Raw genomic sequence first — 23,099 nt, 5'->3', positions numbered from 1 at the left:
CGAGGCGCCATCGGGGCGTCCGGTCCCACTGCAGTCGGGACTGAAGTCCCTCCCACAGGGCGTTGCCAGACCATCAGCGCTGGCGCCAACTTTCTCGCGCAATGGAACCAGGCAATGTGCCGCTGTAGGAGCGGCTTCAGCCGCGACGCGTTACCGGGAATGCCCGTCGCGGCTGAAGCCGCTCCTACGAGGCGACGGCGCGTCTCAACGAACCACGACAGCAGGGGCGATTGGGCCACCCAGCCCCGTTCTTCCGAATGTATCTGGGCTCTCATTTGGCAGATCCGTCATGGCGACGAACCGAGCCAGCGTGCCTTCAGGCGTCAGCGCAGGCCAAGCCGGCACCACGCCCACAGGACAGCAGCATCGGCCGGCCCGCAGGCCAGCCGACGCGCACCGCACTCACTTGGCCGGCTGCTCCACGCCCAACTGATCCAGCATGAAGGCATACGACTCGGCCATTTCGCGGTAGCGACGGAAGCGGCCGGACTTGCCGCCGTGGCCGGCTTCCATGTTGACGCGGAACACGATCGGCTGGTTGCCGGTGTCGTTCTCGCGCAGCTTGGCCACCCACTTGGCCGGCTCCCAGTACTGCACCTGCGAATCCCACAGGCCGGTGCCGACGTACATCGCCGGATAGGCCTGGCGGGTGACGTTGTCGTAGGGCGAGTAGCTGAGCATGTAGTCGTAGTACGCCTTCTGCTCGGGATTGCCCCACTCGTCGTACTCGTTGGTGGTCAGCGGGATGCTCGGGTCGAGCATGGTGGTGACCACGTCCACGAACGGCACCTGCGCCACCAGCACGCGGTAGTCCTTGGGCGCCATGTTCGCCACCGCGCCCATCAGCAGGCCGCCGGCGCTGCCGCCGGCCGCGGCGACGCGATCCGGTGCGGCGTAGCCCTGCTGCACCAGCCCGCGGGTGACGTCGATGAAGTCGGTGAAGGTGTTCTTCTTGTGCAGCAGCTTGCCCTGGTCGTACCAGTCGCGGCCCATTTCCTGGCCGCCGCGGATGTGCGCGATGGCGTAGACCACGCCGCGGTCGAGCAGGCTCACCACCGGCAGGTTGAACGCCGGATCGGTGGACATGCCGTAGCTGCCGTAGGCGTACTGGTACAGCGCGGCGCTGCCGTCCTTCTTGAAGCCCTTCTTGTAGACCAGCGACACCGGCACCTTGACCCCGTCGCGCGCAGTCACCCAGACGCGTTCGGTCTGGTACTTGCTGGCGTCGTAGCCGATCACCGGCTGCTGCTTGAGCAGCTTGCGCTCGCCGGTGCGGGTGTTGAGTTCGTAGGTGGTGGCCGGGGTGGTCAGCGAGGTGTAGCTGTAGCGCAGCCACGGCGTGTCCGGCTCGGCGTTGATCGCCAGGCCCATCGAATACGCCGGCTCGTCGGCCTTGACGTACTCCTCCTTGCCGTCGGCGAAGTGCAGGCGGATCCGCTCCAGGCCGTCGGAACGCTCGGCGATGGCGGTGAAGCCGTCGAACAGCTCGAAGCCGTCGATGAACACCTTCTCGTCGTAGGGCAGCCAGCTCTGCCACTGGTTGCGCGAGGTGGCGCCGTCGGGTGCGGTCATCAGCGCGTAATTCTTGGCCTTCCAGTTGGTGCGGATCACCCAGCGGCCGTCGAAGTGGTCGGCGTGGTACTCGACGTCGCGCTCGCGCGGCGCCAGCACGGTGAAACGCTGCGGATCGGCGGCCGGCGCATAGCGCTGCTCGGAAGACACGGTACTTTCGACGCCGATGACGATGTACTTGTCGTCACGGGTACGGCCCACGCCCATGTAGAAGCTGTCGTCCTTCTCCTCGTACACCAGCGCGTCCTGCGCGGCGGGCGTGCCGAGCACGTGCTTCTTGACCCGCACGGTCAGCAGCGTCTCCGGGTCGTTCTCGACGTAGAACAGGGTCTTGTTGTCGTCGGCCCAGACCACGTCCGGCGACACGCCGGGAATGCGGTCGGCATAGACCTCGCCGGTGTCCAGGTTCTTGAAGCGCACCACGTACTGGCGGCGACCGACGTCGTCCTCGGTCCAGGCCAGGATGCGGTTGTCCTGGCTGACCGCCGCGTCGCCGACGCTGAAGTAGCCCTTGCCGGCGGCCATGGCGTTGACGTCGAGCAGGATCTCCTCCGGCGCCTCCATGCTGCCCTTGCGACGCGCCTGGATCGGGTAGTCCTTGCCGCTCTCGTAGCGGGTGTAGTACCAGTAGCCGCGCTCGCGGTACGGCACGCTGCTGTCATCCTGCTTGATGCGGCCGACGATCTCCTCGTACAGCCGGTCTTCCAGCGGCTGCAGCGGCTTCAGCACCTGATCCGCGTAGGCGTTCTCGGCATTGAGATAGGCCAGCATCTGCGGGTTCTTGCGCGTGTCGTCGCGCAGCCAGTAGTAGGCATCCTGGCGAACGGCGCCGAACGGCGCCTTGACCGCGTGCGGCTGCTTGGCCGGATGCGGCGGGGTGGCCGCGGCGGCGGAGGCGGAGGAAGCGAAGGAGGCGGTCATGAGCAGGACAAGGCTCGCTAGCAAGGGGCGGTGGGGCATCTAATGGGGCTCCGGCGGCGGTAACGCAACGGGACGCGCTACCCGCGCGGGCAGCGGCAGCGGGCGGACGCCGCGCAGTGCCGGCCGAGTCTCCCTGCAACGCTGCGCCGTGGCAAGCGTGCCGAGGGGCATGGGTGCGATGCGGCACGACACCGCCGTTTCGCAACCCGCCCGACATCGCTAACACGCACGAAAGCACGCTCCTCTATCATCGGCGGCATGGCTTCCCTTCCCGGCGACACCCTCAGCGCCTCGCCCGCCGCGTCCGGCTACAGCCAGCGCAGCCGCGAGATCGAACCCTTCCATGTGATGGCCTTGCTGGCCCGCGCCAACGAACTGGAACACGCCGGCCACGACGTGATCCATCTCGAAATCGGCGAGCCGGACTTCACCACCGCCGCGCCGATCGTCGCCGCCGGCCAGGCCGCGCTGGCTGCCGGCCATACCCGCTACACCGCTGCGCGCGGCCTGCCGGCCCTGCGCCAGGCGCTGGCGGACTTCTACCGGCAGCGCCACGACGTCGACCTGGACCCGGCGCGCGTCCTGATCACCCCCGGCGGCTCCGGCGCGCTGCTGCTGGCCAGCGCGCTGCTGGTCGATCCCGGCCGCCACTGGCTGATGGCCGATCCCGGCTACCCGTGCAATCGCCATTTCCTGCGCCTGGTCGAAGGCGCCGCGCAGCTGGTGCCGGTCGGCCCGGACAGCCGCTACCAGTTGACCCCGGAGCTGCTGCAGCGGCACTGGAACGCCGACAGCGTCGGCGCACTGGTGGCCTCGCCGGCCAATCCCACCGGCACCGTGCTGTCGCGCGCCGAACTGGCCGCACTGTCGCAGACGCTGCGCGCCCGCGGCGGGCACCTGGTGGTGGACGAGATCTACCATGGCCTGAGCTACGGCATCGACGCACCCAGCGTGCTGGAGGTCGACGACGACGCCTACGTGCTCAACAGTTTTTCCAAGTACTTCGGCATGACCGGCTGGCGCCTGGGCTGGCTGGTGGCGCCGCGCGCGGCGGTGCCGTCGCTGGAGAAGCTGGCGCAGAACCTGTACATCAGCGCGCCCAGCATCGCCCAGCACGCGGCGCTGGCCTGTTTCCTGCCGGAAACGCTGCAGATCCTGGAAGCGCGCCGCGCCGAGTTCGCCCAGCGCCGCGACTATCTGCTGCCGGCGCTGCGTGCGCTCGGCTTCCGCATCGACGTCGAACCGGAAGGCGCGTTCTACCTGTACGCCGACGTCGCCGAGTTCACCGACGATGCGCAGGCCTTTTGCGCGCACTTTTTGGAAACCGAGCATGTCGCCTTTACCCCGGGCGTGGATTTCGGCCGCCATCGCGCCGGCCAGCACGTGCGCATCGCCTACACCCAGAGCCTGCCGCGGCTGCAGGAGGCGGTGGCGCGGATCGCGCGCGGGCTGGGCCGCTGGGTACGCTGACGCATCGCGTCAGGCGTCGCATCCCACCCGGTCGAAGAACTGCCGCGCACTCGGCTCGCGCTGCTGTGCAGGTGCCCGGTACCACAGCAGTTGCCGCAAGTCCGGCACCAGGAAATGCGCAGGCGCCGGCGTGCCGCGGCGCGGCACGCCATCAAGCAGATCGTAGGCGGCATCGGCGCCGAGATACTCGGCCTCGCCGAGCGGGCGGTCACCGCCGTCGGGAGCAGGCGGCTGCCAGCCGGGCTGGGTCGGATCGGCGATGGACACCAGGGTCTGGCGTCCATCGCTGCCGCCATCGGCCGGCAGGAACCAGTGATCTTGGCCGCTGCGCGTGGAGTGCAGGCGCAGCGCCAGCTGTGCAGGCCAGTCCGGTCCGCTGTCCACCGCCACGAAACGCGCCGTGAGCGCGGGATCGTGGCGCAAGGCATAGCGCGCGTGTTCGACCGTGCACTGGCTGGCCGCCAGCGCGAGCACCAGACTGACCATCATGACCACGCCTCCGCAGGCGACACACTGGAACCCGTGCGGTGATCCGCGCCCCGACCGGGACGCGGACCGCACCACTTACTTGGACAACCGCTCCCACAAGAAGCTGTACGCCAGCGCCTGCATATGCGCAGCTTGCGCATTGTTGGCTGCACCGCCATGACCGCCTTCGATGTTCTCGTAGTAGGTCACGTCCTTGCCGGCGTCGATCATCTTCGCCGCCATCTTCCGCGCATGGCCCGGATGCACACGGTCGTCGCGGGTGGAGGTCAGGAAGATCACCGGCGGATAGGTCTTCTTCGGGTCGAACAGGTGGTACGGCGAGAAGGTCTGGATGAACTTCCAGTCGTCGGTGTCCGGGTTGCCGTACTCGGCCATCCACGAGGCGCCGGCCAGCAGGTGGCTGTAGCGCTTCATGTCCAGCAGCGGCACCTGCACCACCACCGCACCGAACAGCTGCGGGTACTGCATCAGCATGTTGCCGGCCATCAGCCCGCCGTTGCTGCCGCCCTGCACGCCCAGGTACTTGGCCGAGGTGATCTTGCGCGCGACCAGGTCCTGCGCCACCGCCGCCATGTCCTCGTAGGCCTTGTGCCGGTTCTGCTTCAGCGCCGCCTGGTGCCAGCGCGGGCCGTACTCGCCGCCGCCGCGGATGTTGGCCAGCGCGTACACGCCGCCCTGGTCGAGCCAGGCGCGGCCGAGGCTGCCGGAGTAGAACGGGGTCATCGAGATCTCGAAGCCGCCGTAGGCGTACAGCAGGGTCGGCGCGCTGCCGTCGGCCTTGAGCTGCTTGGGCCGGACCAGGAAGTACGGCACCTTGGTGCCGTCCTTGGACACGGCGAAGTGCTGCTCGATTTCGTCCTTGGACGCGTCGAAGAAGCTCGGCATCGCCTTCAGCGTCTCGATGCTCTTCGGCCCGCGCTGCACGTCGGCCAGCATCAGCGTGGTGGGGGTCAGGAAGTCGGTGGAGGTCAGCCACACCTGGTCGTTCTCGTCGGCATCGACGGCATCGACGCTGGTGCTGCCAAAGGCCAGGTCGCCGACCGGGAACGCCGTGCGCGCCCACTCGCCCTCGCCCGGGGTCAGCACCCAAAGCCGGCTCTTGACGTCGTCGAGCACGTTCAGCACCAGCCGCGACTTGGTCCAGGCGAAGGACGCCAGTGAGGCGGTCTCGGTCGGCGTGAACAGCACCTGGAAGTCGCGCTTGCCGGCCATGAAGTCGTCGAACCTGGTCGCCAGCAGCGCACCGGCCGGATAGGTCGTGCCGCCCACCGTCCACGGATCGCGCAGTTCCAGGGTCAGCCACTGGCGGTGCACGCCCTTGTTGGCCGAATTGGGTACGTCGATCTTGGTCAGGCGGCCATCGGCGCCGCGCAGGTACATCTCGTCGTTGTAGAAGGCCAGCGTGCGGCTGACGAAATCGCGCTCGTAGCCGGGCGTGTCGTCGTGCATCGCGGCGATGTACATGTCGTCCGGCTTGCCCTCGTAGACCAGCGTGGCGCTGCTCATCGGGGTGCCGCGCTTCCACTGCTTGACGATGCGCGGGTAGCCGGAGCTGGTCAGCGAGCCGGGGCCGAAGTCGGTGTACAGGTAGACGGTGTCGGCATCGATCCAGCTCAGCCCGCCCTTGGCCTCGGGACGGAAGAAGCCGTCCTTGATCCACTGCTTGCTGCCCAGGTCGAACTCGCGGGTCACGTCGGCGTCGGCGCCTCCGCGCGACAACGCGATCAGGCAACGCGTGTAGTCCGGGCGCAGGCAGTTGGCGCCGTGCCACACCCAGTTCTCGCCCTCGGCCTTATTCAGCGCGTCCAGGTCCAGCACCGTCTCCCACTTCGGCTCGGGCTTGCGGTATTCCTCGAGCGTGGTGCGGCGCCACAGGCCGCGCTCGTGCGCACGGTCCTTCCACAGGTTGTAGTAGTACGCGCCGATCTTCTGCACGGCCGGGATCTTGGCGTCCGAATCCAGCACCTCGCGGATGCCGGTCTCGCGGGCCTTGAAGGCCGGGGTCTCGGCCAGCCGCGCCTCGGTCTTGGCGTTCTGCGCCTTGACCCAGTCCAGCGCCTTGGCGCCGGTGACGTCTTCGAGCCAGGCATAGGGATCTTGGGGCATCGCGGTTTCCTTGGCCGCGGCGGTGCCGGCGGTGAGCAGGCCGGCGAGCAGGCAGGCGTGTGCAAGTGGGGACATTGGTTCGGATCCGGGAAGGACAGCGCCGCACCGTAGCATGCGGTCCTCGCCGCCCTCCCCTGCCGAAGGTCAGGCAGGACGCGCCGCGCGCGCCGCCGGTCCGCGCCGCCGCGCCTGCGCCCGCGGCCGGGTCCGCCACTGCCCCCACAGGCGGCGCAGCGGCGGCAGCGGGAAGCGGTGCAAGGCCCACCAGGCGCTCAGCGGCATGCCCAGCAGCCACAACGGCCGCCAGCCCAGCCATTCGCTGTGGCCGCGCGCGGCCGGCCACACCAGGATCAGGGCCAGCCCGGCCAGGATCGCCTGGCGCAGCAGGCGACGCAGGCCGGGGTGCGGGACGTGGCGGCGCGGGGAGGACGGAACGATCGGCATGACGGCAGCTCCTGGAAGTCGAGGCGTGCAGGGTGCCGCCGGGACATCTCAGGGGCTGCGACGCATCATTGACATGGCGCACGCGCATACTTCACCGGCGTTCGCCCTTCGCCCCGGAATCTCCTATGCGCCTGCTTTCCCTGTTCGCTTCCGTGCTGCTGCTGGGCATGGCCGTCCCATTGCCGACGGCCCGCGCCAAGGCGCCGGATCCGGAACAGGAGCCGGCGCAGCCGCCGATCGACCTGCAGCGCTTCATGGGCCGCTGGTACGTGATCGCCCACATCCCCTACTTTGCCGAGCGCGGCCACGTCGCCAGCAGCGACGAGTACACCCTCAAGGAAGACGGCAAGATCGCGGTGCGCTACGAGTACCGCAACGGCTTCGACGAGCCGGTCAAGGAGCTCAACTCGCGCGCCACGGTCAAGGAGGGCACCGGCAACCGCCGCTGGACCACCTGGTTCTTCAGGATGGTGCCCACCAAGTACCGCATCCTGGAAGTGGCGCCGGACTATTCCTGGGCGCTGATCGACTACCCCGGCCGAGACTTGGCCTGGGTGTTCGCACGCTCGCCGGACATGAGCCACAAGCAGTACCGCGAACTGGTCGACAAGCTGGACCACCAGTACGGGGTCAACATCGACAAGCTCAAGCGCGTGGCGCAGCGCCGCGACCAGGTCGGCAAGCTCGGCTTCGAAGTGCCGAACAAGCCCTGAAGCGGTTCCCGTCGCAGCCGACTGCGACGCGGACAACCCGATCCGCATTGCGCTGGGCCGGCGCACTCCGCGTGACCGGATGCCGTCCGGGCCAGGCCAGGCACTGCCACTGCGCCCATCCAACGCCGCCACGCCATCGCACCGGGCGTGGCCTGCACCGACAGCACGATCATACTTCGCTCAGCGAAGCACCCGGCGTGGCCCGTATGATCGGGACGCCTTCCCCCACAGACAGGTGCCCCGTTTGGCCAGCGTCCTCTCCGAACCTCTCGACGAAGCACCGCGCGGCTGCGCGGACGCGACCCAGCTGCGCGGCCAGGTGTTCGCGCAGAACTGCCCTTCCCGCGCCGTGTTGAGCCACGTCACCAGCCGCTGGGGCGTGCTGGTGCTGGTGGCGTTGCGCAAGGGCACCCATCGCTTCGGCGACCTGCGCCGCAGCCTGGAGGGCGTCAGCGAGAAGATGCTGTCGCAGACCCTGCAGGCGCTGGAGGCCGATGGCCTGGTGCAGCGCACCGCCTATCCGGTGGTGCCGCCGCACGTGGAGTACGACCTGACCCCACTCGGCGAGGAAGCCGCGGCCCACGTGCACGCGCTGGTGGACTGGATCGAGCGCAACATCGGCGTGATCCTGGGCGGCGGCGCGCCGCTGGATGCGGCGTAGGGGAGACCTCCAGGATGCAACGGGCGTGGTGCGGCAATGCCACGGTCGCGGCTGAAGACGGCGGCCGCTGCGTTGCGCGACAAGCGACTGCCTCCCGCACCAGTGCACGCCTCGGCGACGACGCCAATTTCCCCGTAGGAGCGGCTTCAGCCGCGACGCGCCATGTCGGCCACGCGCAGGTTGAAGCCATTCCCGCACGGGCCATCGCGCCGCGCACAGCGGCGCCTCAGTCGTCGCTGTAATTGCTCAATGCCAGCGACAGCAGCGCCTTGGCCTGCTCGCGCAGCGACCGCGGCTCCACGATCTCCGCATCGGAGCCGTAGTGCAGCACGTCCATCAGCAGTTCGCGCGAGACGCTGTAGGGCACCTTCAGTTCGTAGCGGCCATCGGCCAGGAAGCGGCCCTGCTGCTTGGAGTGCCAATGCTCGTCGGCGACCCAGCGCGCGGCCTTGGGGCTGAACACGATGGTGGCCCAGCCCTTGGGCGCGCCGGAGAAAATTCCGTAGCTGGCCGCCAGCTGCGAATCCAGTTCGGCGTCGGCCACGTCCTGCGCCGGCTGGTCGAGCAGGCGCGCATGGTTGATGCGGTCCACCGCGAAGCTGCGCACCGCGTCGCGGCCATGGTCCCAAGCGTCCAGGTACCAGTTGTCGCGGTAGTGGGTGATGCGCTGCGGCGACACCGTGCGCTTGGTCGATTCGTCGGTGGAACGGGCGCGGTAGTCAAAGGACAGCCGCTTGCGCTCCAGCACCGCCGAAGCGACGGTGCGGAAACTGGCTTCGTCGAGCTTGCGGCCGCGGTGCGGGATCACCCGCACCCGCTCCACCGGCCAATGGGTCGCCCCGGCCTGGGCGGCGAGCAGGCTCTCGATGCGCTGCTGCAGCGGCGCCAGCACCGAGGACAGCACCCCGCCCCCGGTACGCGCCAGCAGTTGCTGCGAGGCCAGCAGCGCATGCAGCTCCTCCGAACTCAGCCACAGGCCCGGCAGCTCGAAACGGTCGCTCTCGCCGGATTCGTAGCGGAAGCCGGCCTCGCCGTCGCCCTCCACCGGCGCCATCAGCGCATCACGCAGGAAGGCTAGATCGCGGTAGACGGTGGCGCGGGAGCAGCCCAGTTCGTCCTGCAGCCGCGCCACCGTCACCGGGTAGCGCGCGGACTTGAGCAGGCGGTGCAGTGCGTTGATGCGTTCGTAGCGGTCCATGGTCCGATTATGTCTGAGTCGCGGGCGGAAAACGCCTGCCGGCATGGCGGCCGATGCAGCGCCCGAACCGCCGATGAAGCCGGCGTCCCCGGCCGGCCAGGGTGTCATGTGGATCCGGTATGATGAAATCGTTTCCATTTCGTTAGCCGAAGGCTGCGTCCTCATTCCCGGAGAAGCCATGTCCCGCCGCGCCACCCTCGTATCCGCCATCGCCATGTTGCTGCTGAGCACGTCCCCGGCCTGGGCCGCCGACGTCGCCACCTCACCGACAGCCACGGACCCGGCCAGTTCGCCGTGGAGCGGATCGGGCGAACTGGGCTTCGCGTCCTCGCACGGCAACAGCAGCAACGAAAGCCTCAACGGCCGCCTGAAGGGACAGTACGTGGACGGCGACTGGATCCACAGCCTGGACCTGCTCGCCCTGCACGCCAGCGCCGAGTACGTCGACACCAATCCCGACGGCACCACCACGCGCAAGCGCCAGACCACCTCCAACCGCTACACCGGCAGCGCCGGCAGCGCGCTGCAGCTCGGCGAGCACCGCCAGCTGACCGCCTCGCTGCGCTACGAGCGCGACGACTTCGCCACCTACGACCGCCTGGCGACGATCGGCATCGGCTACGGCACCCGGATCATGGACGGCGACCGCCGCAGCATCGACGTGCAGATCGGTCCCGGCGTGCGCCGCGCCCACGACGTGGTCGAGAACCGCACCGAGACCGGCCTGATCGGCCGCGGCCTGGTCGACTTCAAGTACGGCCTGACCAGCAATACCGAACTGGGCAACACCCTGCTGGTCGAATCCGGCGCGTACAACACCTTCGCGCAGAACGACCTGGGCATCTCGGTCAGCATGAACGAGCGTCTGGCGCTGAAGGCCGGCTGGCAGGCGCGCTACAACAGCGACGTCAGCGACGACAAGAAGAAGACCGATACCCTGGCCACGATGAACCTGGTCTACAAGTTCAAGTGAGCGGGGATTCGGGAGTCGGGATTGGGGATTGGTAGAGGCAGGGATGCCTGGTTCGGCGAAAGGGCGGTGCCGGTCGCCGCGCGGTTTCGCCCATTCCGCAAGGCGGGACAGTCCGTTACTCGATCTGCCAGCCCTGCAGGACATGTGAACACCCTTGCCCAATGGTGGAGTTCACCGGTCGCGTCCTTTTGAAGGATGCGCCATCGGGAAGCAGCGCCGCCCCCGCGACCGTTAGGATGTCCAATACCGCTGTATCGCGGTGTTCGAAACGGAGGCTGTGATGACCGCATCCGATCCAAAGACGGTGGTTCGCCGCTTCAACAAAGAGGTGATCGAAGGCGGTGATCGCGCCGCATTCGAGGCGCTGATGGCGCCGGGGTTCGTCAATCGCTCCGCTCCGCCCGGCGCTCCTGCAGGAAGCGAGAGCATGTGGAGCACCTTCCACGACATCCTCCGGCCCGCACTGGCCGGATTGACGGTGACGATCCACGACCAGGTCGCCGAGGGCGACAAGGTGACGACCCGCAAGACCGTCTCGGGCAGGCACACGGGGACGCTGTTCGGGGTGGAACCGACGGGAAAGACGGTCAGCATCGAGGTGATCGACATCGTCCGCGTCGAGAATGGCCGCTATGTCGAGCATTGGGGCCTCAACACCCTGCCGACCGTGCTCGCTGGCTTGCAGCGCGCGTAGGAGCGGCTTCAGCCGCGACGGGCCTTCCCGGGAACGCCCGTCGCGGCTGAAGCCGCTCCTACGACGGACGGCGCGGAGCGGTGGGCGCCCTCAGGCCGGCAGATCGACATCCAGCAGTTCGCGCGCGCCGGCGCCGAGCAGGGCCTCGGCCACGGCCTGGCCCAGCGCCTCCGGATCCTGGGCGCTGCGCTGCAACTCCGCGCGCACCAGGCGCCCGTCGGCGACGCCGCCGACCAGGCCCTGCAGCAGCAGATCCTCGCCGCGCCATTGCGCGAACGCCGCCACCGGGACGTGACAGCTGCCGTGCAGGGCGCGGTTCATCGCCCGCTCCGCCTCCACGCAGCGGCGGGTCGGCGCGTCGTCCAGCGCGGCGAACAGCGCCAGCGCTGCGCTGGCGTCCTCGCGGCATTCCACCGCGATCGCGCCCTGCGCCGGGGCCGGCAACCAGTCCGGCGCCTGCAGGCGCTGGGTGATGCGCCCCTCCAGGCCCAGCCGCTGCAGGCCGGCGCAGGCCAGCACGATGCCGTCGTAGCCGCCGTTGTCGAGCTTGGCCAGGCGCGTGTTGACGTTGCCGCGCAGGTCCAGCAGTTCCAGGTCCGGGCGCCGCGCGCGCAGTTGCGCCTGCCGCCGCAGCGAGGAGGTACCGACGCGCGCGCCCAGCGGCAGCGCGTCCAGCGAGGCGTAGAGGTTGGAGATCAGCGCATCGGCCGGATCGGCGCGCGGCAGGATCGCCGGCAGCACGAACGGCCGGTCCAGTTCCATCGGCACGTCCTTGAGCGAATGCACCGCGCAATCGGCCTCGCCACGCAGCATCGCCAGCTCCAGTTCCTTCAGGAACAGGCCCTTGCCGCCGATCGCCGCCAGCGAGCGGTCCAGGACTTCGTCGCCGCGGGTGCTCATCGGCACCAGCACCACGTCCAGGTGCGGGTGCGCGCGGCGCAGGCAGTCAGCGACATGCTCGCTCTGCCACAGGGCGAGCGGACTCTTGCGGGTAGCGATGCGCAGGATCTTCATGCGCGCATTATCGCGGAAAGCCGCGGTCCGCCGCTGCACGCGCGCGGTCCTTGCGGCATCAGCGCTGGTGGATCTCCTTGCGCAGCTGCGCCACGCAGCGCCGGCTGACTTCCAGCGGCTGCTTGCCATGGCGCAGCACCGCCTGCACCTGGCCCTCGCCGAGCCGGCGCAGTTCCACCAGTTCGTGGCGCGCGACCAGGCAGTTGCGGTGGATGCGCACGAAGCGTTCGGCGAATTCCTCCTCCAGCGCGCGCAGCGATTCCTCGATCAGGTCCTCGCCGCGGGCGTGGTGCACCACCACGTACTTTTCCTCGGCCTGCAGGTAGTGGATGTCGTCGACCGGGATCAGCCGCAGGCTGCCGCGCAGGCGCGCGCACAGGTGGGTGCGCCGCTGCGGCGCTGGCGCGGCGGCATCGCCGTTGACGCGGCCGGCCATGAAGGTGCGGGCGCGCTGCAGGGCCGCGGCCAGGCGCTCGGCGCGCACCGGCTTCATCAGATAGTCGATCGCCGCCGCCTCGAACGCAGACAGCGCATGCGCATCGTAGGCGGTGCAGAACACCACCGCCGGGCGTGGCTCGAAGGTGGCCAGGTGGCGTGCGGCCTCCAGGCCGTCGAGCCCGGGCATGGCGATGTCCAGCAGCACCAGGTCCGGTCGCGCCGCGGCGCAGGCGTGCAGCGCGTCCATGCCGTTGTCGGCTTCGGCCACCACTTCCACGCCGGCATGCGCGGCCAGCAGCGTGCGCAGGCGTTCGCGCGCCAGGGGTTCGTCGTCGGCGATCAGCACCTTCACCCAGGTCTCCCTCACTCGACTGGCGTGCGCTGCGGCCGATACTAGCCCCGGTTCAGGGCGCCCGCCACGGGTATCGCACCACGCCGCCACGCGGCCGGCGTCCTCAGTTGCCGGTGAGGCAGGCGTCCATCCAGTCGCCCAGGTCGGCGATTTCCTCGGCGCAGACCTGGTGCGCCATCGGGTAGCGTCGCCACTGCACCGGCATGCCCAGCGCCTGCAGGGTCTGCGCGGTGCGCTCGGCGTAGGGCTGCGGGATCACCGGATCGCCCTGGCCATGGGCCATGAACAGCGGTTGCCGCAGGGCCGCCGGCGCATGCCAGCGGGCGACGCTCTCCAGTTCCGGCAGATAGGTGGACAGACCGATCAGACCGGCCAGCGGCCGCTCGCGGCGCAGGCCGGCGGCCAGGGTGATGGCCCCGCCCTGGGAAAAGCCCGCCAGCAGCAGGCGCTCGGCCGGCACGCCGCGCGCGTCCTCGCGCGCGATCAACTCTTCGACCTGGGCCACCGATTCGGCGACGCCGGCGCTGTCGGCGCGGTTGGAGAAGTCCATGCTGACGATGTCGTACCAGGCGCGCATGCGCACGCCGTTGTTGATCGTCACCGGCCGCACCGGGGCGTGCGGGAACACGAAACGCAGCGCCGGCCAGTGCGGCCGCACCAGCTCCGGCACCAGCGGCGCGAAGTCGTTGCCGTCGGCGCCCAGGCCGTGCAGCCACAGGACGGTCCAGGTCGGCGCGGCGCCGGTCTCGTGTTCCACTGTCTCCAGCATGTCGGTTCCCGATGAATGAGGCCGGATAGTATGCCGACCTCAGCCCGCGGCCTGCGCCTCGGCCTCGGCACGGCGTGCGGCGGCCTCGCGGCGCAGTTCGGCGGCGCGCAGCAGCACCGCCGGCGGCTGCGACTCTTCGGGAATGGCGAGGATGCGCAACTTGCGCAGCCACAGGCCGGCGGCGCGCGAGGAGCTGATCGCCACCACCGGCACCGCCAGCGCCATGCCGATCACCACCGGCGCCATCCATGCCGCCAGCGACGGCGACACGGCATAGGCCATGCCACCCATCAGCAGGCCGAACGCGCTGAGTCCGCCGTAGCTGCGCAACAGCGCCGACCACGAAATGCGGCCGTCGTCGCGCTGCTGCGCGTCCCAGCCCGAGTCCTTACCGGCCAGCACCTCGGCCACGCCACGCGACTGCACGTACATCACCACCGGCGCCATCAGCGCGGCCAGCAGCGTTTCCAGCAGCATGCTCACGAAGGCGCGCACCCCGCCACCGCAGCCACGGCGTTCGCCGGGCTTGAGCAGCATCGCGAAGTAGCCCATCACCTTGGGCGCCAGCAGCACGAACATGGTCACCGCGAACACCCAGGCCACCCGCGTGGAATCCTGCTGATGCCAGTAGCGCGCCGGCGAGAACGGCGAGATCACCGAGGCGACCAGGTCGAACCCGCCGTTCTGCAGCGGAATGGCGATGCCGATCAGCATCAGCATGCCCCACATCGGCGCGGTGAAGTAATGGCCGATGCCGATCAGCATGTGCATGCGGCTGACCCAATGCAGGCCGCGCGCGCGCACCACCTTGGAGTGCTGCAGGTTGCCCTGGCACCAGCGGCGGTCGCGCACCAGCAGGTCGGTCAGCGTCGGCGGGCCTTCCTCGTAGCTGCCCTGCAGGTACGGCACCATGTGCATGGCCCAGCCGCCGCGGCGCATCAGCGCCGCCTCGACGAAATCGTGGCTGAGCACGTGGCCGCAGAACGGCTTGCGCCCGGGCAGCGACGGCAGGCCGGCCTGCGCGGCGAAGGCCTCGGTGCGGATCATCGCGTTGTGGCCCCAGTAGTTGCTTTCCGAACCGTGCCACCAGGCCACGCCGAAGGCGATCACCGGGCCGTAGACGCGGCCGCCGAACTGCTGCATGCGCGCGAACAGCGTATTGCCGTTGACCACTTCCGGCAGGGTCTGGATCAGGCCGACATCGGGGTTGGCCTCCATGCCGGCGGCCAGGCGCACGATGCTGTCGCCGGTCATCAGGCTGTCGGCGTCCAGGATCAGCATCTGCGGATAGGCACCGCCGAAGCGGCGCACCCAGTCGGCGATGTTGCCGGCCTTGCGCCCGGCGTTGCTGGCGCGGCGCCGGTAGAACAGCCGGCCGTGGCCGCCGACGCGCTCCACCAGCTCGGCGTACACCTTTTCTTCCTCCGCGCCGATCGCCGGGCGCGTGGTGTCGCTGAGAATGAAGAAATCGAAGCGCTCGATCTGGCCGGTGGCCTCCACCGATTCGTAGATCGCCTGCAGGCCGGCCATCAGCCGGTGCGGGTCCTCGTTGTAGGTGGGCATCAGCAACGCAGTGCGGTTGCGCACCACCGGCAGCGGCGCGTCGGGGTCGATGCCGAGCTTGCGGCCCTTGCCGAACACCAGGGTGAAGAAGCCGGCCAGGGCGCTGACGAAGGACAGCGCGATCCAGGCGAACAACGGGATGAACAGCACCATCAGGCAGGCTTCGAGCACGCTCACGCCGCCGATCAGCAGCACCTTGCAGATCAGCCAACTGGCGTAGGCGGTCATCGCCGCGGTGGTACCGAACACGTAGAAGCGCCGCCAGCCGATTCCCATCGGGGTGCTGGGCAGGCGCTTGTTGCGCAGCTTGCCTTCCTGCAGCGACTGCAGCGGCATGTCCAGCGGCGCTTCGGGCGGCAGGACCGCCTGGCCGGCATCCAGGGGCGCATCGACGTGCACGGCCGGTGTGGGGGCGACCGCGCTCATGCGATCCGCCGATCGCATCCGGCGCCGCAGCGCCATCGGGAAGTGCCGCGGGCGGCCTGCGCGGCGAATGCCGCTGCGGCCACGCGCGCCTTGTCATGTACGCCAGTTGCTACCACGTGCTCTCCTGTCGACGGGCAAAGACGCCCGTCAATGTAAACCTTAAATAGTAAGCTTTCGCGAAGGCGGCCATTGGCGCCGTGGCGGCGCTGCCCGCCCGTCCGTTCAGCCACGCCTTCACTCGCGCTCACCCTGGTTTCACCGCGCGCGCCGACCATGAAGCCCTGTCCGGCAATGGAGGATCGGCGCATGCGGCACCCGGCCCGGCGACGCACTGACACCCCTGACGACCAGCAACGGCCATCGACGGCCGCCCCGGCACCGACGCAGCCCGGCCAACCGGCGTTGCTGATCGTGGACATGATCAGCCGCTTCGATTTCCCCGGCGGCGCGCGCCTGGCCGCTGCGGCGCTGCCGGTGGCCGAGCGCATCGCCCAGGTCCGTGGACGCTTCCATCGCCGCGGCTGGCCGGTGCTGTTCGCCAACGACAACTTCGCCGATTGGCGCACCGATTTCGAAGGCCTGTGGACGCTATGCGCCGATCCGAAACAGCGCGGCGCGCGCATCGCCGCCTGCCTGGCGCCGCGCCCGCAGGACTACTACGTGCTCAAGCCCAAGCACTCCGCCTTCCTCGGCTCGGCCCTGGCCCTGCTGCTGGCGCGGCTGCAGACCACCCACCTGCTGGTCACCGGCATCGCCACCGATGCCTGCGTGCTGGCCACCGCGATCGATGCGCGCATGCGCGATTTCCAGGTGCAGGTGCCGCCCTCGTGCTGCGCGGCGCTGGATGCCGGGCGCCAGCAGCGGGCGCTGCGGCTGCTGCGCGAGGCGTTTGCGGTGCACATCAGCGAGCGGCTACCGGCGCGCGCGAGCCGATGAGCGGGGCTACTCGGCCGCCGGCACCAGGTCATCGCCCTCGTCGCCTGGCGGTTGCGCCACGAACGGAAACGCCAGGGTGATGGTGGTGCCGCGCCCCAATTCCGAATCGACATCGACGAAGCCGCCCGCCTGGCGCACCACGCCGTAGACCTGGGCCAGGCCCAACCCGGTGCCCTTGCCCTCGGGCTTGGTGGTGAAGTACGCCTCGAACAGGCGCGACTTCACCTCGTCGGACATGCCCTCGCCCTGGTCGCCGACCGCCAGGGTCACATAGCGCCCGGGCTGGCGCATCGCTGCCGCACGCGAGGGCGGCACCTCCAGGGCACTGCAGCGGATCGTCACCGCGTCGCCGGGACGGCTGGCGTCGCGCGCGTTCAGCGCCAGGTTCATCACCGCCTGCTCGACCGCGTTGCGGTCGGCATAGGTCGTCGCCACCTCGGCGCAGGGCAGCAGCTGCAGGCGCATCTCGCCGCCCAGCGCCTGCGCCAGCAGCGGCTGCATCTGCGTCACCAGCGCGTTCAGGTCCAGCCAGGCCGGCTTGACCGGATGCGCGCGGGCGAAGCCGAGCAGGCGCCGGGTCATCCCTGCGCCGTGCTGCAGGGCCTCGTTGGCGATGCCGAGCAGGCGGCGCTGGTCCGGCTGCAGGCGTTGCGGGTGGTCGGCCACCATGCTGACCGAAGTCATCGCGGTATGCAGCATGTTGTTGAAGTCGTGCACCACGCCGGCGAGCATCTGCCCGATCGCCTCGCCCTTCTGCGCCTGGGTCATCGCGCGCTCGGCCACGCGCTGCGCGGCCAGGGCGATGTCCAGTTGCCCGCGCAACTGCGACTGCTCGGCCTGCCAATGGCGGCCCAGCGCGGCGGCATCGGTCGCTCCCAGCGGCACCTCCTCGGCATCGATCGGGGCCAGATCGCCCAGCGCGCGCAGGGCCTGCTCGATCTGGTACTGCTGGGTGACGTCGCGGCTGATCACCAGCACGCTCTCGACCCGCGCCGAGGCGTTGGCCAGCGGACTGACCATCACGTGCCACCAGCGCCGCCGCCCATCCAGCGACGGGCGCTCGGCCCAGAATTCACGCTGTTCGTTGCCCAGCGCCGCAGCAAAGGCGCCCTGGGTCAGCGAGCGCATGTCCTCGGGCCACAGCTCCGCCCAGGGGTGGCCGACGATATCGGCGGGGTCGGAGACGCCCAGCAACGTCAGACCGTGCGGATTGATCGAGCGCACGATGCCGTCGCGACCGACTTCCTTGATGCAGTCGTGCGAGAGCTCGACGATCTGCCGATAGTGAGCGTGAGTGGTCAAGCCGCGTCTCGCAGTGAATCTCACAATGAATGAGGACGAGAATATCGGGATTGCCCGGGCGTCACCAGCGCTTCACCGAGTAATCGTGAAGCTGACGTGGATTGTTTATAAAAGCGATAACGGAATTATGCGCGTCACCTCCGCCTCCACCACCATTCTTCTGGTGGAGGACGACCAGACGATCCGGGAGTTGGCCGCTGCCATGCTCGCCGCCGACGGCTACCGGGTCCTGTCGGCGGCGACCGCGCAGGACGCGCTGGACGTGCTGGCACGGCACCCCGACGTGGCGCTGATCTTCAGCGACGTGCAGATGCCCCGCTGCGACGGCCTGAGCATGGTGCGCCAATTGCGCCGCCGCGGCATCGCCATCCCCACCCTGCTGACCTCCGGCCTGCATACGCCCGATCCCGGGACACTGCCGCCGCGGACCGGCTTCCTGCCCAAGCCGTATCGTCGCGCCGACTTGCTGGCGGCGTTGGACCGGCTACAGACCGAACACTGAAGGCAGCGCGCCGTGCCTGCGCCGCGACGATCGCATGCGGCGCCGACATCGCGCGCGGATCAGGCGAAGACCAGCTTTCCGTACCGTGCCGAACGGATCGCCGCCAGGCGCTCGGCGACGAAGTAGGCGCCGGCGTGCGCATCGCGGAAGTACACCCCGTCGAACGCGTGCCGGCCGCGCACCACGCCATCGTCGCCGGTGATCCGGATCTGCGGCTCGAGCACGCCGTCGGCGCGCGGACGCAGCAAGGCGTCGAGGACGAAGCCGTCCAGCTCGCGGCGCATCTGCGGTTTCAGGACTGTCATGAGCACACTGCACCATAGATCGCATGAAGCTCGCACAACGGAGGTGACCCCCGGTCGCACCGAAGCACGACACATGGGCGGCACTGGAAGCTAAACGATTCATAGGCGCCGATGCCGCGATCCAGCGCTTGCGGCATCTGGCGTTCGGCGACATCGACTATGCGCCGCATTCCTCGCTTCACCGTAGACAAGCGTGCGCTTCACGCGTCTTTTATCGCGCCATTCGTACTTTGCTCCTGCATTATCGCACTGCAACATCGTTGTTCCGTTTCGACGCTGCTGTACCTCTTTCCTTGCTTCACGTCGCGCGCCTGCCAGGACGCGCGGCGGCAGTCGCTTTCCGTGTGCCCCGTCCTCCCCCTTCCCAGACGGAACCGCCATGTCGCCCCCCACCCCCGCCGACCTGACCGAGAGACAACGCGATACCCATCCGGTGCTGCACGCGCCGCGCCGCCGCTATCGCGATGCGCGCGGCCGCTTCGTCCGCAATGCCGAGGTGACCGTCAAGCTGAACCCGGCGCCGCGCCGCACCAGCCTGTTCGTGACCTCGGAAATGGCCGATTTCGTGAAGGCCGGTGGCCTGGGCGACGTCGCTGCGGCCCTGCCGCGGGCGCTGCGCGGCAGCTGCGACATCCGCGTGCTGATTCCCGGGTACCCGGCGGTCCTGCGCACCACCGGCCCGCTGGAGATCGTCGGCCGCATTGCCGCGCATGCGGGACTGCCGGATTGCGCGCTGGGCCGGGCCGAGCGCCCGGACGGCCTGTGCGTCTACGTGCTGCTGTGCCCGCAGCTGTTCGAGCGCCAGGGTTCGCCCTACGTCTCCAGCGAAGGCCGCGACTGGGAAGACAACGCGCTGCGCTTCGCCACCCTGTCCCACGCCGCCGCGCAGATCGCCGGCGGCCAGGCCGGGCTGGACTGGACGCCGGAGCTGCTGCACCTGAACGACTGGCCGTGCGCGCTGGCCGCCGCCTACGTGCGCTGGTCCGGCGGCCGCACGCCGTGCCTGCTGACCATCCACAACCTGGCCTACCAGGGCCTGTTTCCTTACGCCATGGCCGGCGCCCTGGGCATCCCCGCCGAAGGCCTGCAGGACCTTGAGTTCTACGGGCAGATGTCGTTCCTGCGCGCGGGCATCGTCCACGCCGACCACGTCAACACGGTCAGCGTCAGCTATGCCGCGCAGATCACCGGCCCGGCGCAGGGCTGCGGCCTGGACGCGCTGCTGGCGCGGCGCGCCGCCAGCGGCCGCCTGAGCGGCATCGTCAACGGCATCGACGCCAGCTGGGATCCGCGCACCGACGCGCACCTGCCGGCCCACTTCGGCGTCGGCCAGATCCAGGGCAAGCGCGAGAACGCGGCGCAGGTGCGCCAGGCGTTCGGCCTGCTCGACAGCGATGGCCCGCTGTTCGCGGTGGTCTCGCGGCTGGTGCACCAGAAGGGCCTGGACCTGATCTGCGAGGTGGCGCCGCAGATCGTCGCCGCCGGCGGCCAGATCGTGATCATCGGCGGCGGCGAGCCGCAGATCGAGCAGGCGGTGGCGGCGCTGGCACGGCGCTACCCGGGCCACGTCGGCGCGCACATCGGCTTCGAGGAACGGCTGGCGCGGCGCATGTTCGCCGGCTCCGACTTCCTGCTGATGCCCTCGCGCTTCGAGCCGTGCGGACTGAGCCAGATGTACGCGCAGCGCTTCGGCAGCCTGCCGATCGCCCACGCCACCGGCGGCCTGATCGACACGGTGGACGACGGCGTCACCGGCTTCCTGTTCGAGGAAGCCTCGGCCGACGGCCTGCGCCGCTGCCTGCAGCGGGTGTTCCGCACCTTCCGCCTGCCGGGCCTGCTGCAGGCGATGCGCCGCGCGGCGATGCTGCGGCCCAGCGGCTGGGAACTGGCCGGCCGCAAGTACATGGCGCTGTACGAGCGCACCGCCGGGGCGCGGCCGGCAACCGGCGGCGTGCCGCTGCAGGCGACCACCGCCGTGGCCAGCGCGAGCGCATTGGCGAGCGCATGAGCGATCGGGAACACGCCGTGGACCCGGCCGCCGGCCGGGACCCGGTGGAAGAAACAGAAGACGACAGCGACGGCCCTGCGCTGCAGGCGCTTGCCCGCGGCGAGGCTGTCGATGCCTTTGCCTGGCTGGGGCCGCATCCACAGGCCGACGGCACGGTCCGGGTGCGCGTGCTGGCGCACGGCGCCGAGGCGCTGGGCCTGCTCGACGCGCAGGGCAAGCTGATCGCGCGGATGCGCGCCCACCCGCAGGCGGAGGGCCTGTTCGAGGGCGAGCTGAAGCAATCCATGCCCTACCGGCTGCGCATCGTGTGGCCGGATGCGGTGCAGGAATGCGACGACCCCTATGCCTTCGGGCCGCTGCTCGATCCGGCCTGGCTGCAGGACCTGGCCGCCGGCGACGGCGCCGCGCTGCGTACCGCACTGGGCGCCCATCACGCCCGCGTCGGCGAAGTCGAGGGCGTGCGCTTCGCGGTGTGGGCGCCCAATGCCAGGCGCGTGGCGCTGGTCGGCGACTTCAATGGCTGGGACGCACGCCGGCATCCGCTGCGCCTGCATCCGGAGGCCGGGGTCTGGGAACTGTTCGTGCCGGGGCTGCACGGCGGCGAACACTATCAATACGAACTGCAGTCCGCCGACGGCAGCGTGCTGCCGCGCAAGGCCGATCCGGTGGCGCGCTGCAGCGCGCCGGCGCCGTCCACCGCCTCGGTGGTGCCGTACGCGGACAGCCATACCTGGGGCGATGCGGCCTGGCTGGCGCAGCGCGAGGCGCAGGCGGGCAGCGCGCAGCCGCTGAGCATCTACGAACTGCACGCCGGCTCCTGGCGCCACGACCGCCATGGCCAGCCGCTGCACTGGGATGCGCTGGCCGCGGAACTGATTCCCTACGTGCGCGGGCTCGGCTTCACCCACATCGAATTGCTGCCGATCGCCGAGTATCCGTTCGGCGGCTCCTGGGGCTACCAGCCGCTGGGGCTGTACGCGCCGACCGCGCGCCACGGCGACGCCGACGGCTTCGCGCGCTTCGTCGACGCCTGCCACCAGGCCGGCATCGGCGTGCTGCTGGACTGGGTCGGTGCGCACTTCCCCGACGACCCGCACGGCCTGCACCACTTCGACGGCAGCGCCCTGTACGAACATGCCGACCCGCGCGAAGGCGTGCATCGCGAGTGGAATACGCTGGTCTACAACTACGGCCGCCCGGAAGTGGTGGCCTACCTGATCGGCAGCGCGCTGGAGTGGATCGAGCGCTTCCACGTCGACGGCCTGCGCGTGGATGCGGTGGCGGCGATGCTGTACCGCGACTACGGCCGCAACGCCGGCGAGTGGATCCCCAACGCCCACGGCGGCCGCGAGAACCTGGAGGCGATCGCCTTCCTGCGCCGGCTCAACGACGAGATCGCGCAGCGTTTCCCCGGCGTGCGCACCATCGCCGAGGAATCCACCGCCTGGCCGGGCGCCACCGCGCCCACGCAGCAGGGCGGGCTGGGCTTCAGCCACAAGTGGAACATGGGCTGGGCGCACGACACGCTGCGCTACCTGCAGCGCGATCCGCTGTACCGGCAACACCACCACAGCGAGATGAGCTTCGGCCTGGTGTATGCGTTCTCCGAGCATTTCGTGCTGCCGCTGTCGCACGACGAGGTGGCGCGCGGCAAGGGCTCGTTGCTGGCGCGCATGCCCGGCGACGCCTGGCAGCGCTTCGCCAACCTGCGCGCCTACCTGGCCTTCATGTGGGCGCATCCCGGGCGCAAGTTGCTGTTCATGGGCTGCGAGTTCGGGCAGTGGCAGGACTGGGACCACGACCGGCCACTGGACTGGGCGCAGGCGCAGCAGCCCGAGCACCGCGGCGTGGCGCGGCTGGTCGCCGACCTCAACCGGCAGTTGCGCGCATTGCCCGCGCTGTACCGCAGCGACCGCAGCAGCGACGGCTTCGAATGGAGCATCGCCGACGACCACCGCAACAGCGTCTTTGCCTTCGTCCGCCACGACCGCGACGGCGACGCGCCACCGTTGCTGGCGGTCAGCAACTTCACGCCGAACGTACACCACGATTACCGCGTGGGGGTGCCGCGTAGCGGACGCTGGCGCGAGCTTCTCAACAGCGACAGCGGCTACTACGGCGGCTCCAACCAGGGCAACGGCGGCGTGCTGTCGACCCTGCCGCAGCCGATGCACGGGCATGCGCAGGCGTTGGCGCTGACGCTGCCGCCGCTGTCCACCCTTTGGCTGCAACCGGACCTTTGA

20 protein-coding genes are annotated in these 23,099 nt (G+C 69.7%); 9 read left to right on the top strand and 11 right to left on the bottom strand.

The window, feature by feature from the left end; genetic code table 11:
- Positions 1–402: 402 nt before the first annotated feature.
- Complete coding sequence (locus AC1PK7_RS03860) at positions 403–2,493, bottom strand: S9 family peptidase (protein WP_481099947.1); 2,091 nt, start codon at positions 2,491–2,493, stop codon at positions 403–405.
- Positions 2,494–2,751: 258 nt separating this feature from the next.
- On the opposite strand from AC1PK7_RS03860, the gene AC1PK7_RS03855 reads away from it, so the two are divergent.
- A complete protein-coding gene (locus tag AC1PK7_RS03855; protein WP_481099946.1) occupies positions 2,752–3,963 on the top strand; it encodes a pyridoxal phosphate-dependent aminotransferase in 1,212 nt (403 codons plus the stop codon).
- Positions 3,964–3,972: 9 nt separating this feature from the next.
- Here the strand turns inward: AC1PK7_RS03855 and AC1PK7_RS03850 are convergent, their stop codons facing one another.
- The 3 genes from AC1PK7_RS03850 to AC1PK7_RS03840 all read right to left on the bottom strand — a co-directional run bounded on the left by AC1PK7_RS03850 (position 3,973) and on the right by AC1PK7_RS03840 (position 7,002).
- On the bottom strand, positions 3,973–4,452 hold the full coding sequence (locus AC1PK7_RS03850) for a hypothetical protein (RefSeq protein WP_481099945.1): 480 nt from the start codon (positions 4,450–4,452) through the stop codon (positions 3,973–3,975).
- A gap of 75 nt (positions 4,453–4,527) precedes the next feature.
- Positions 4,528–6,633, bottom strand: a complete 2,106-nt coding sequence (locus tag AC1PK7_RS03845; protein WP_481099944.1) for a prolyl oligopeptidase family serine peptidase — start codon at positions 6,631–6,633, stop codon at positions 4,528–4,530.
- Positions 6,634–6,702: 69 nt separating this feature from the next.
- A complete protein-coding gene (locus AC1PK7_RS03840) occupies positions 6,703–7,002 on the bottom strand; it encodes a hypothetical protein (protein WP_481099943.1) in 300 nt (99 codons plus the stop codon).
- A gap of 125 nt (positions 7,003–7,127) precedes the next feature.
- On the opposite strand from AC1PK7_RS03840, the gene AC1PK7_RS03835 reads away from it, so the two are divergent.
- Together AC1PK7_RS03835 and AC1PK7_RS03830 are read left to right on the top strand one after the other, a co-directional pair.
- Positions 7,128–7,715: a lipocalin family protein gene (locus AC1PK7_RS03835; RefSeq protein ID WP_019801578.1), complete on the top strand. Its 588-nt coding sequence runs from the start codon at positions 7,128–7,130 to the stop codon at positions 7,713–7,715.
- A 235-nt stretch (positions 7,716–7,950) separates the two neighbouring features.
- Entirely contained in the window at positions 7,951–8,376 is a 426-nt protein-coding gene (locus AC1PK7_RS03830) for a winged helix-turn-helix transcriptional regulator (protein WP_481099942.1), read from the top strand.
- Between the two features lie 226 nt (positions 8,377–8,602).
- On the opposite strand, the gene AC1PK7_RS03825 is transcribed toward AC1PK7_RS03830, so the two are convergent.
- Positions 8,603–9,574: a helix-turn-helix transcriptional regulator gene (locus AC1PK7_RS03825; protein WP_010341069.1), complete on the bottom strand. Its 972-nt coding sequence runs from the start codon at positions 9,572–9,574 to the stop codon at positions 8,603–8,605.
- A gap of 178 nt (positions 9,575–9,752) precedes the next feature.
- Here AC1PK7_RS03825 and AC1PK7_RS03820 point away from each other — a divergent pair, with 178 nt between their 5' ends.
- Positions 9,753–10,547: a DUF481 domain-containing protein gene (locus AC1PK7_RS03820; RefSeq protein ID WP_010341068.1), complete on the top strand. Its 795-nt coding sequence runs from the start codon at positions 9,753–9,755 to the stop codon at positions 10,545–10,547.
- Positions 10,548–10,827: 280 nt separating this feature from the next.
- Positions 10,828–11,241: an ester cyclase gene (locus AC1PK7_RS03815; RefSeq protein WP_481099941.1), complete on the top strand. Its 414-nt coding sequence runs from the start codon at positions 10,828–10,830 to the stop codon at positions 11,239–11,241.
- 90 nt (positions 11,242–11,331) lie between these two features.
- On the opposite strand, the gene hemC is transcribed toward AC1PK7_RS03815, so the two are convergent.
- From hemC to mdoH, 4 genes are all read right to left on the bottom strand, one after another.
- The gene (hemC, locus tag AC1PK7_RS03810) at positions 11,332–12,255 is read right to left on the bottom strand and encodes a hydroxymethylbilane synthase (protein WP_481099940.1); all 924 of its coding nucleotides are present in this window, start codon (positions 12,253–12,255) and stop codon (positions 11,332–11,334) included.
- 58 nt (positions 12,256–12,313) lie between these two features.
- Positions 12,314–13,060, bottom strand: a complete 747-nt coding sequence (locus AC1PK7_RS03805) for a LytR/AlgR family response regulator transcription factor (RefSeq protein ID WP_010341065.1) — start codon at positions 13,058–13,060, stop codon at positions 12,314–12,316.
- A gap of 88 nt (positions 13,061–13,148) precedes the next feature.
- Positions 13,149–13,814, bottom strand: a complete 666-nt coding sequence (locus AC1PK7_RS03800) for an alpha/beta hydrolase (RefSeq protein ID WP_420008970.1) — start codon at positions 13,812–13,814, stop codon at positions 13,149–13,151.
- A 39-nt stretch (positions 13,815–13,853) separates the two neighbouring features.
- Positions 13,854–15,803: a glucans biosynthesis glucosyltransferase MdoH gene (gene mdoH / locus AC1PK7_RS03795; RefSeq protein WP_481099939.1), complete on the bottom strand. Its 1,950-nt coding sequence runs from the start codon at positions 15,801–15,803 to the stop codon at positions 13,854–13,856.
- 306 nt (positions 15,804–16,109) lie between these two features.
- Here mdoH and AC1PK7_RS03790 point away from each other — a divergent pair, with 306 nt between their 5' ends.
- Positions 16,110–16,739: a cysteine hydrolase family protein gene (locus tag AC1PK7_RS03790; protein ID WP_481099938.1), complete on the top strand. Its 630-nt coding sequence runs from the start codon at positions 16,110–16,112 to the stop codon at positions 16,737–16,739.
- Positions 16,740–16,745: 6 nt separating this feature from the next.
- Here the strand turns inward: AC1PK7_RS03790 and AC1PK7_RS03785 are convergent, their stop codons facing one another.
- Positions 16,746–18,041, bottom strand: coding sequence for a two-component system sensor histidine kinase NtrB (locus AC1PK7_RS03785; RefSeq protein WP_481099937.1), 1,296 nt, complete (start codon positions 18,039–18,041; stop codon positions 16,746–16,748).
- 25 nt (positions 18,042–18,066) lie between these two features.
- Here AC1PK7_RS03785 and AC1PK7_RS03780 point away from each other — a divergent pair, with 25 nt between their 5' ends.
- Positions 18,067–18,543, top strand: a complete 477-nt coding sequence (locus tag AC1PK7_RS03780; protein WP_420008966.1) for a response regulator — start codon at positions 18,067–18,069, stop codon at positions 18,541–18,543.
- 59 nt (positions 18,544–18,602) lie between these two features.
- On the opposite strand, the gene AC1PK7_RS03775 is transcribed toward AC1PK7_RS03780, so the two are convergent.
- On the bottom strand, positions 18,603–18,848 hold the full coding sequence (locus AC1PK7_RS03775; RefSeq protein WP_481099936.1) for a hypothetical protein: 246 nt from the start codon (positions 18,846–18,848) through the stop codon (positions 18,603–18,605).
- Between the two features lie 379 nt (positions 18,849–19,227).
- Between AC1PK7_RS03775 and glgA the strand changes: the two genes are divergently transcribed.
- Positions 19,228–20,856 carry a glycogen synthase GlgA gene (gene glgA, locus AC1PK7_RS03770; RefSeq protein ID WP_481099935.1) on the top strand — a complete coding sequence of 543 codons (1,629 nt, stop codon included), beginning with the start codon at positions 19,228–19,230 and terminating at the stop codon, positions 20,854–20,856.
- On the top strand, positions 20,853–23,099 hold the full coding sequence (locus AC1PK7_RS03765; RefSeq protein ID WP_481099934.1) for a 1,4-alpha-glucan branching enzyme: 2,247 nt from the start codon (positions 20,853–20,855) through the stop codon (positions 23,097–23,099). Before glgA ends, AC1PK7_RS03765 begins: the two co-directional genes overlap by 4 nt.

Source organism: Xanthomonas sp. NCPPB 3174, from assembly GCF_056725205.1.
The sequence above is the reverse complement of the archived record's forward strand: the minus strand, read 5'-3'. Positions and strand labels throughout refer to the sequence as shown.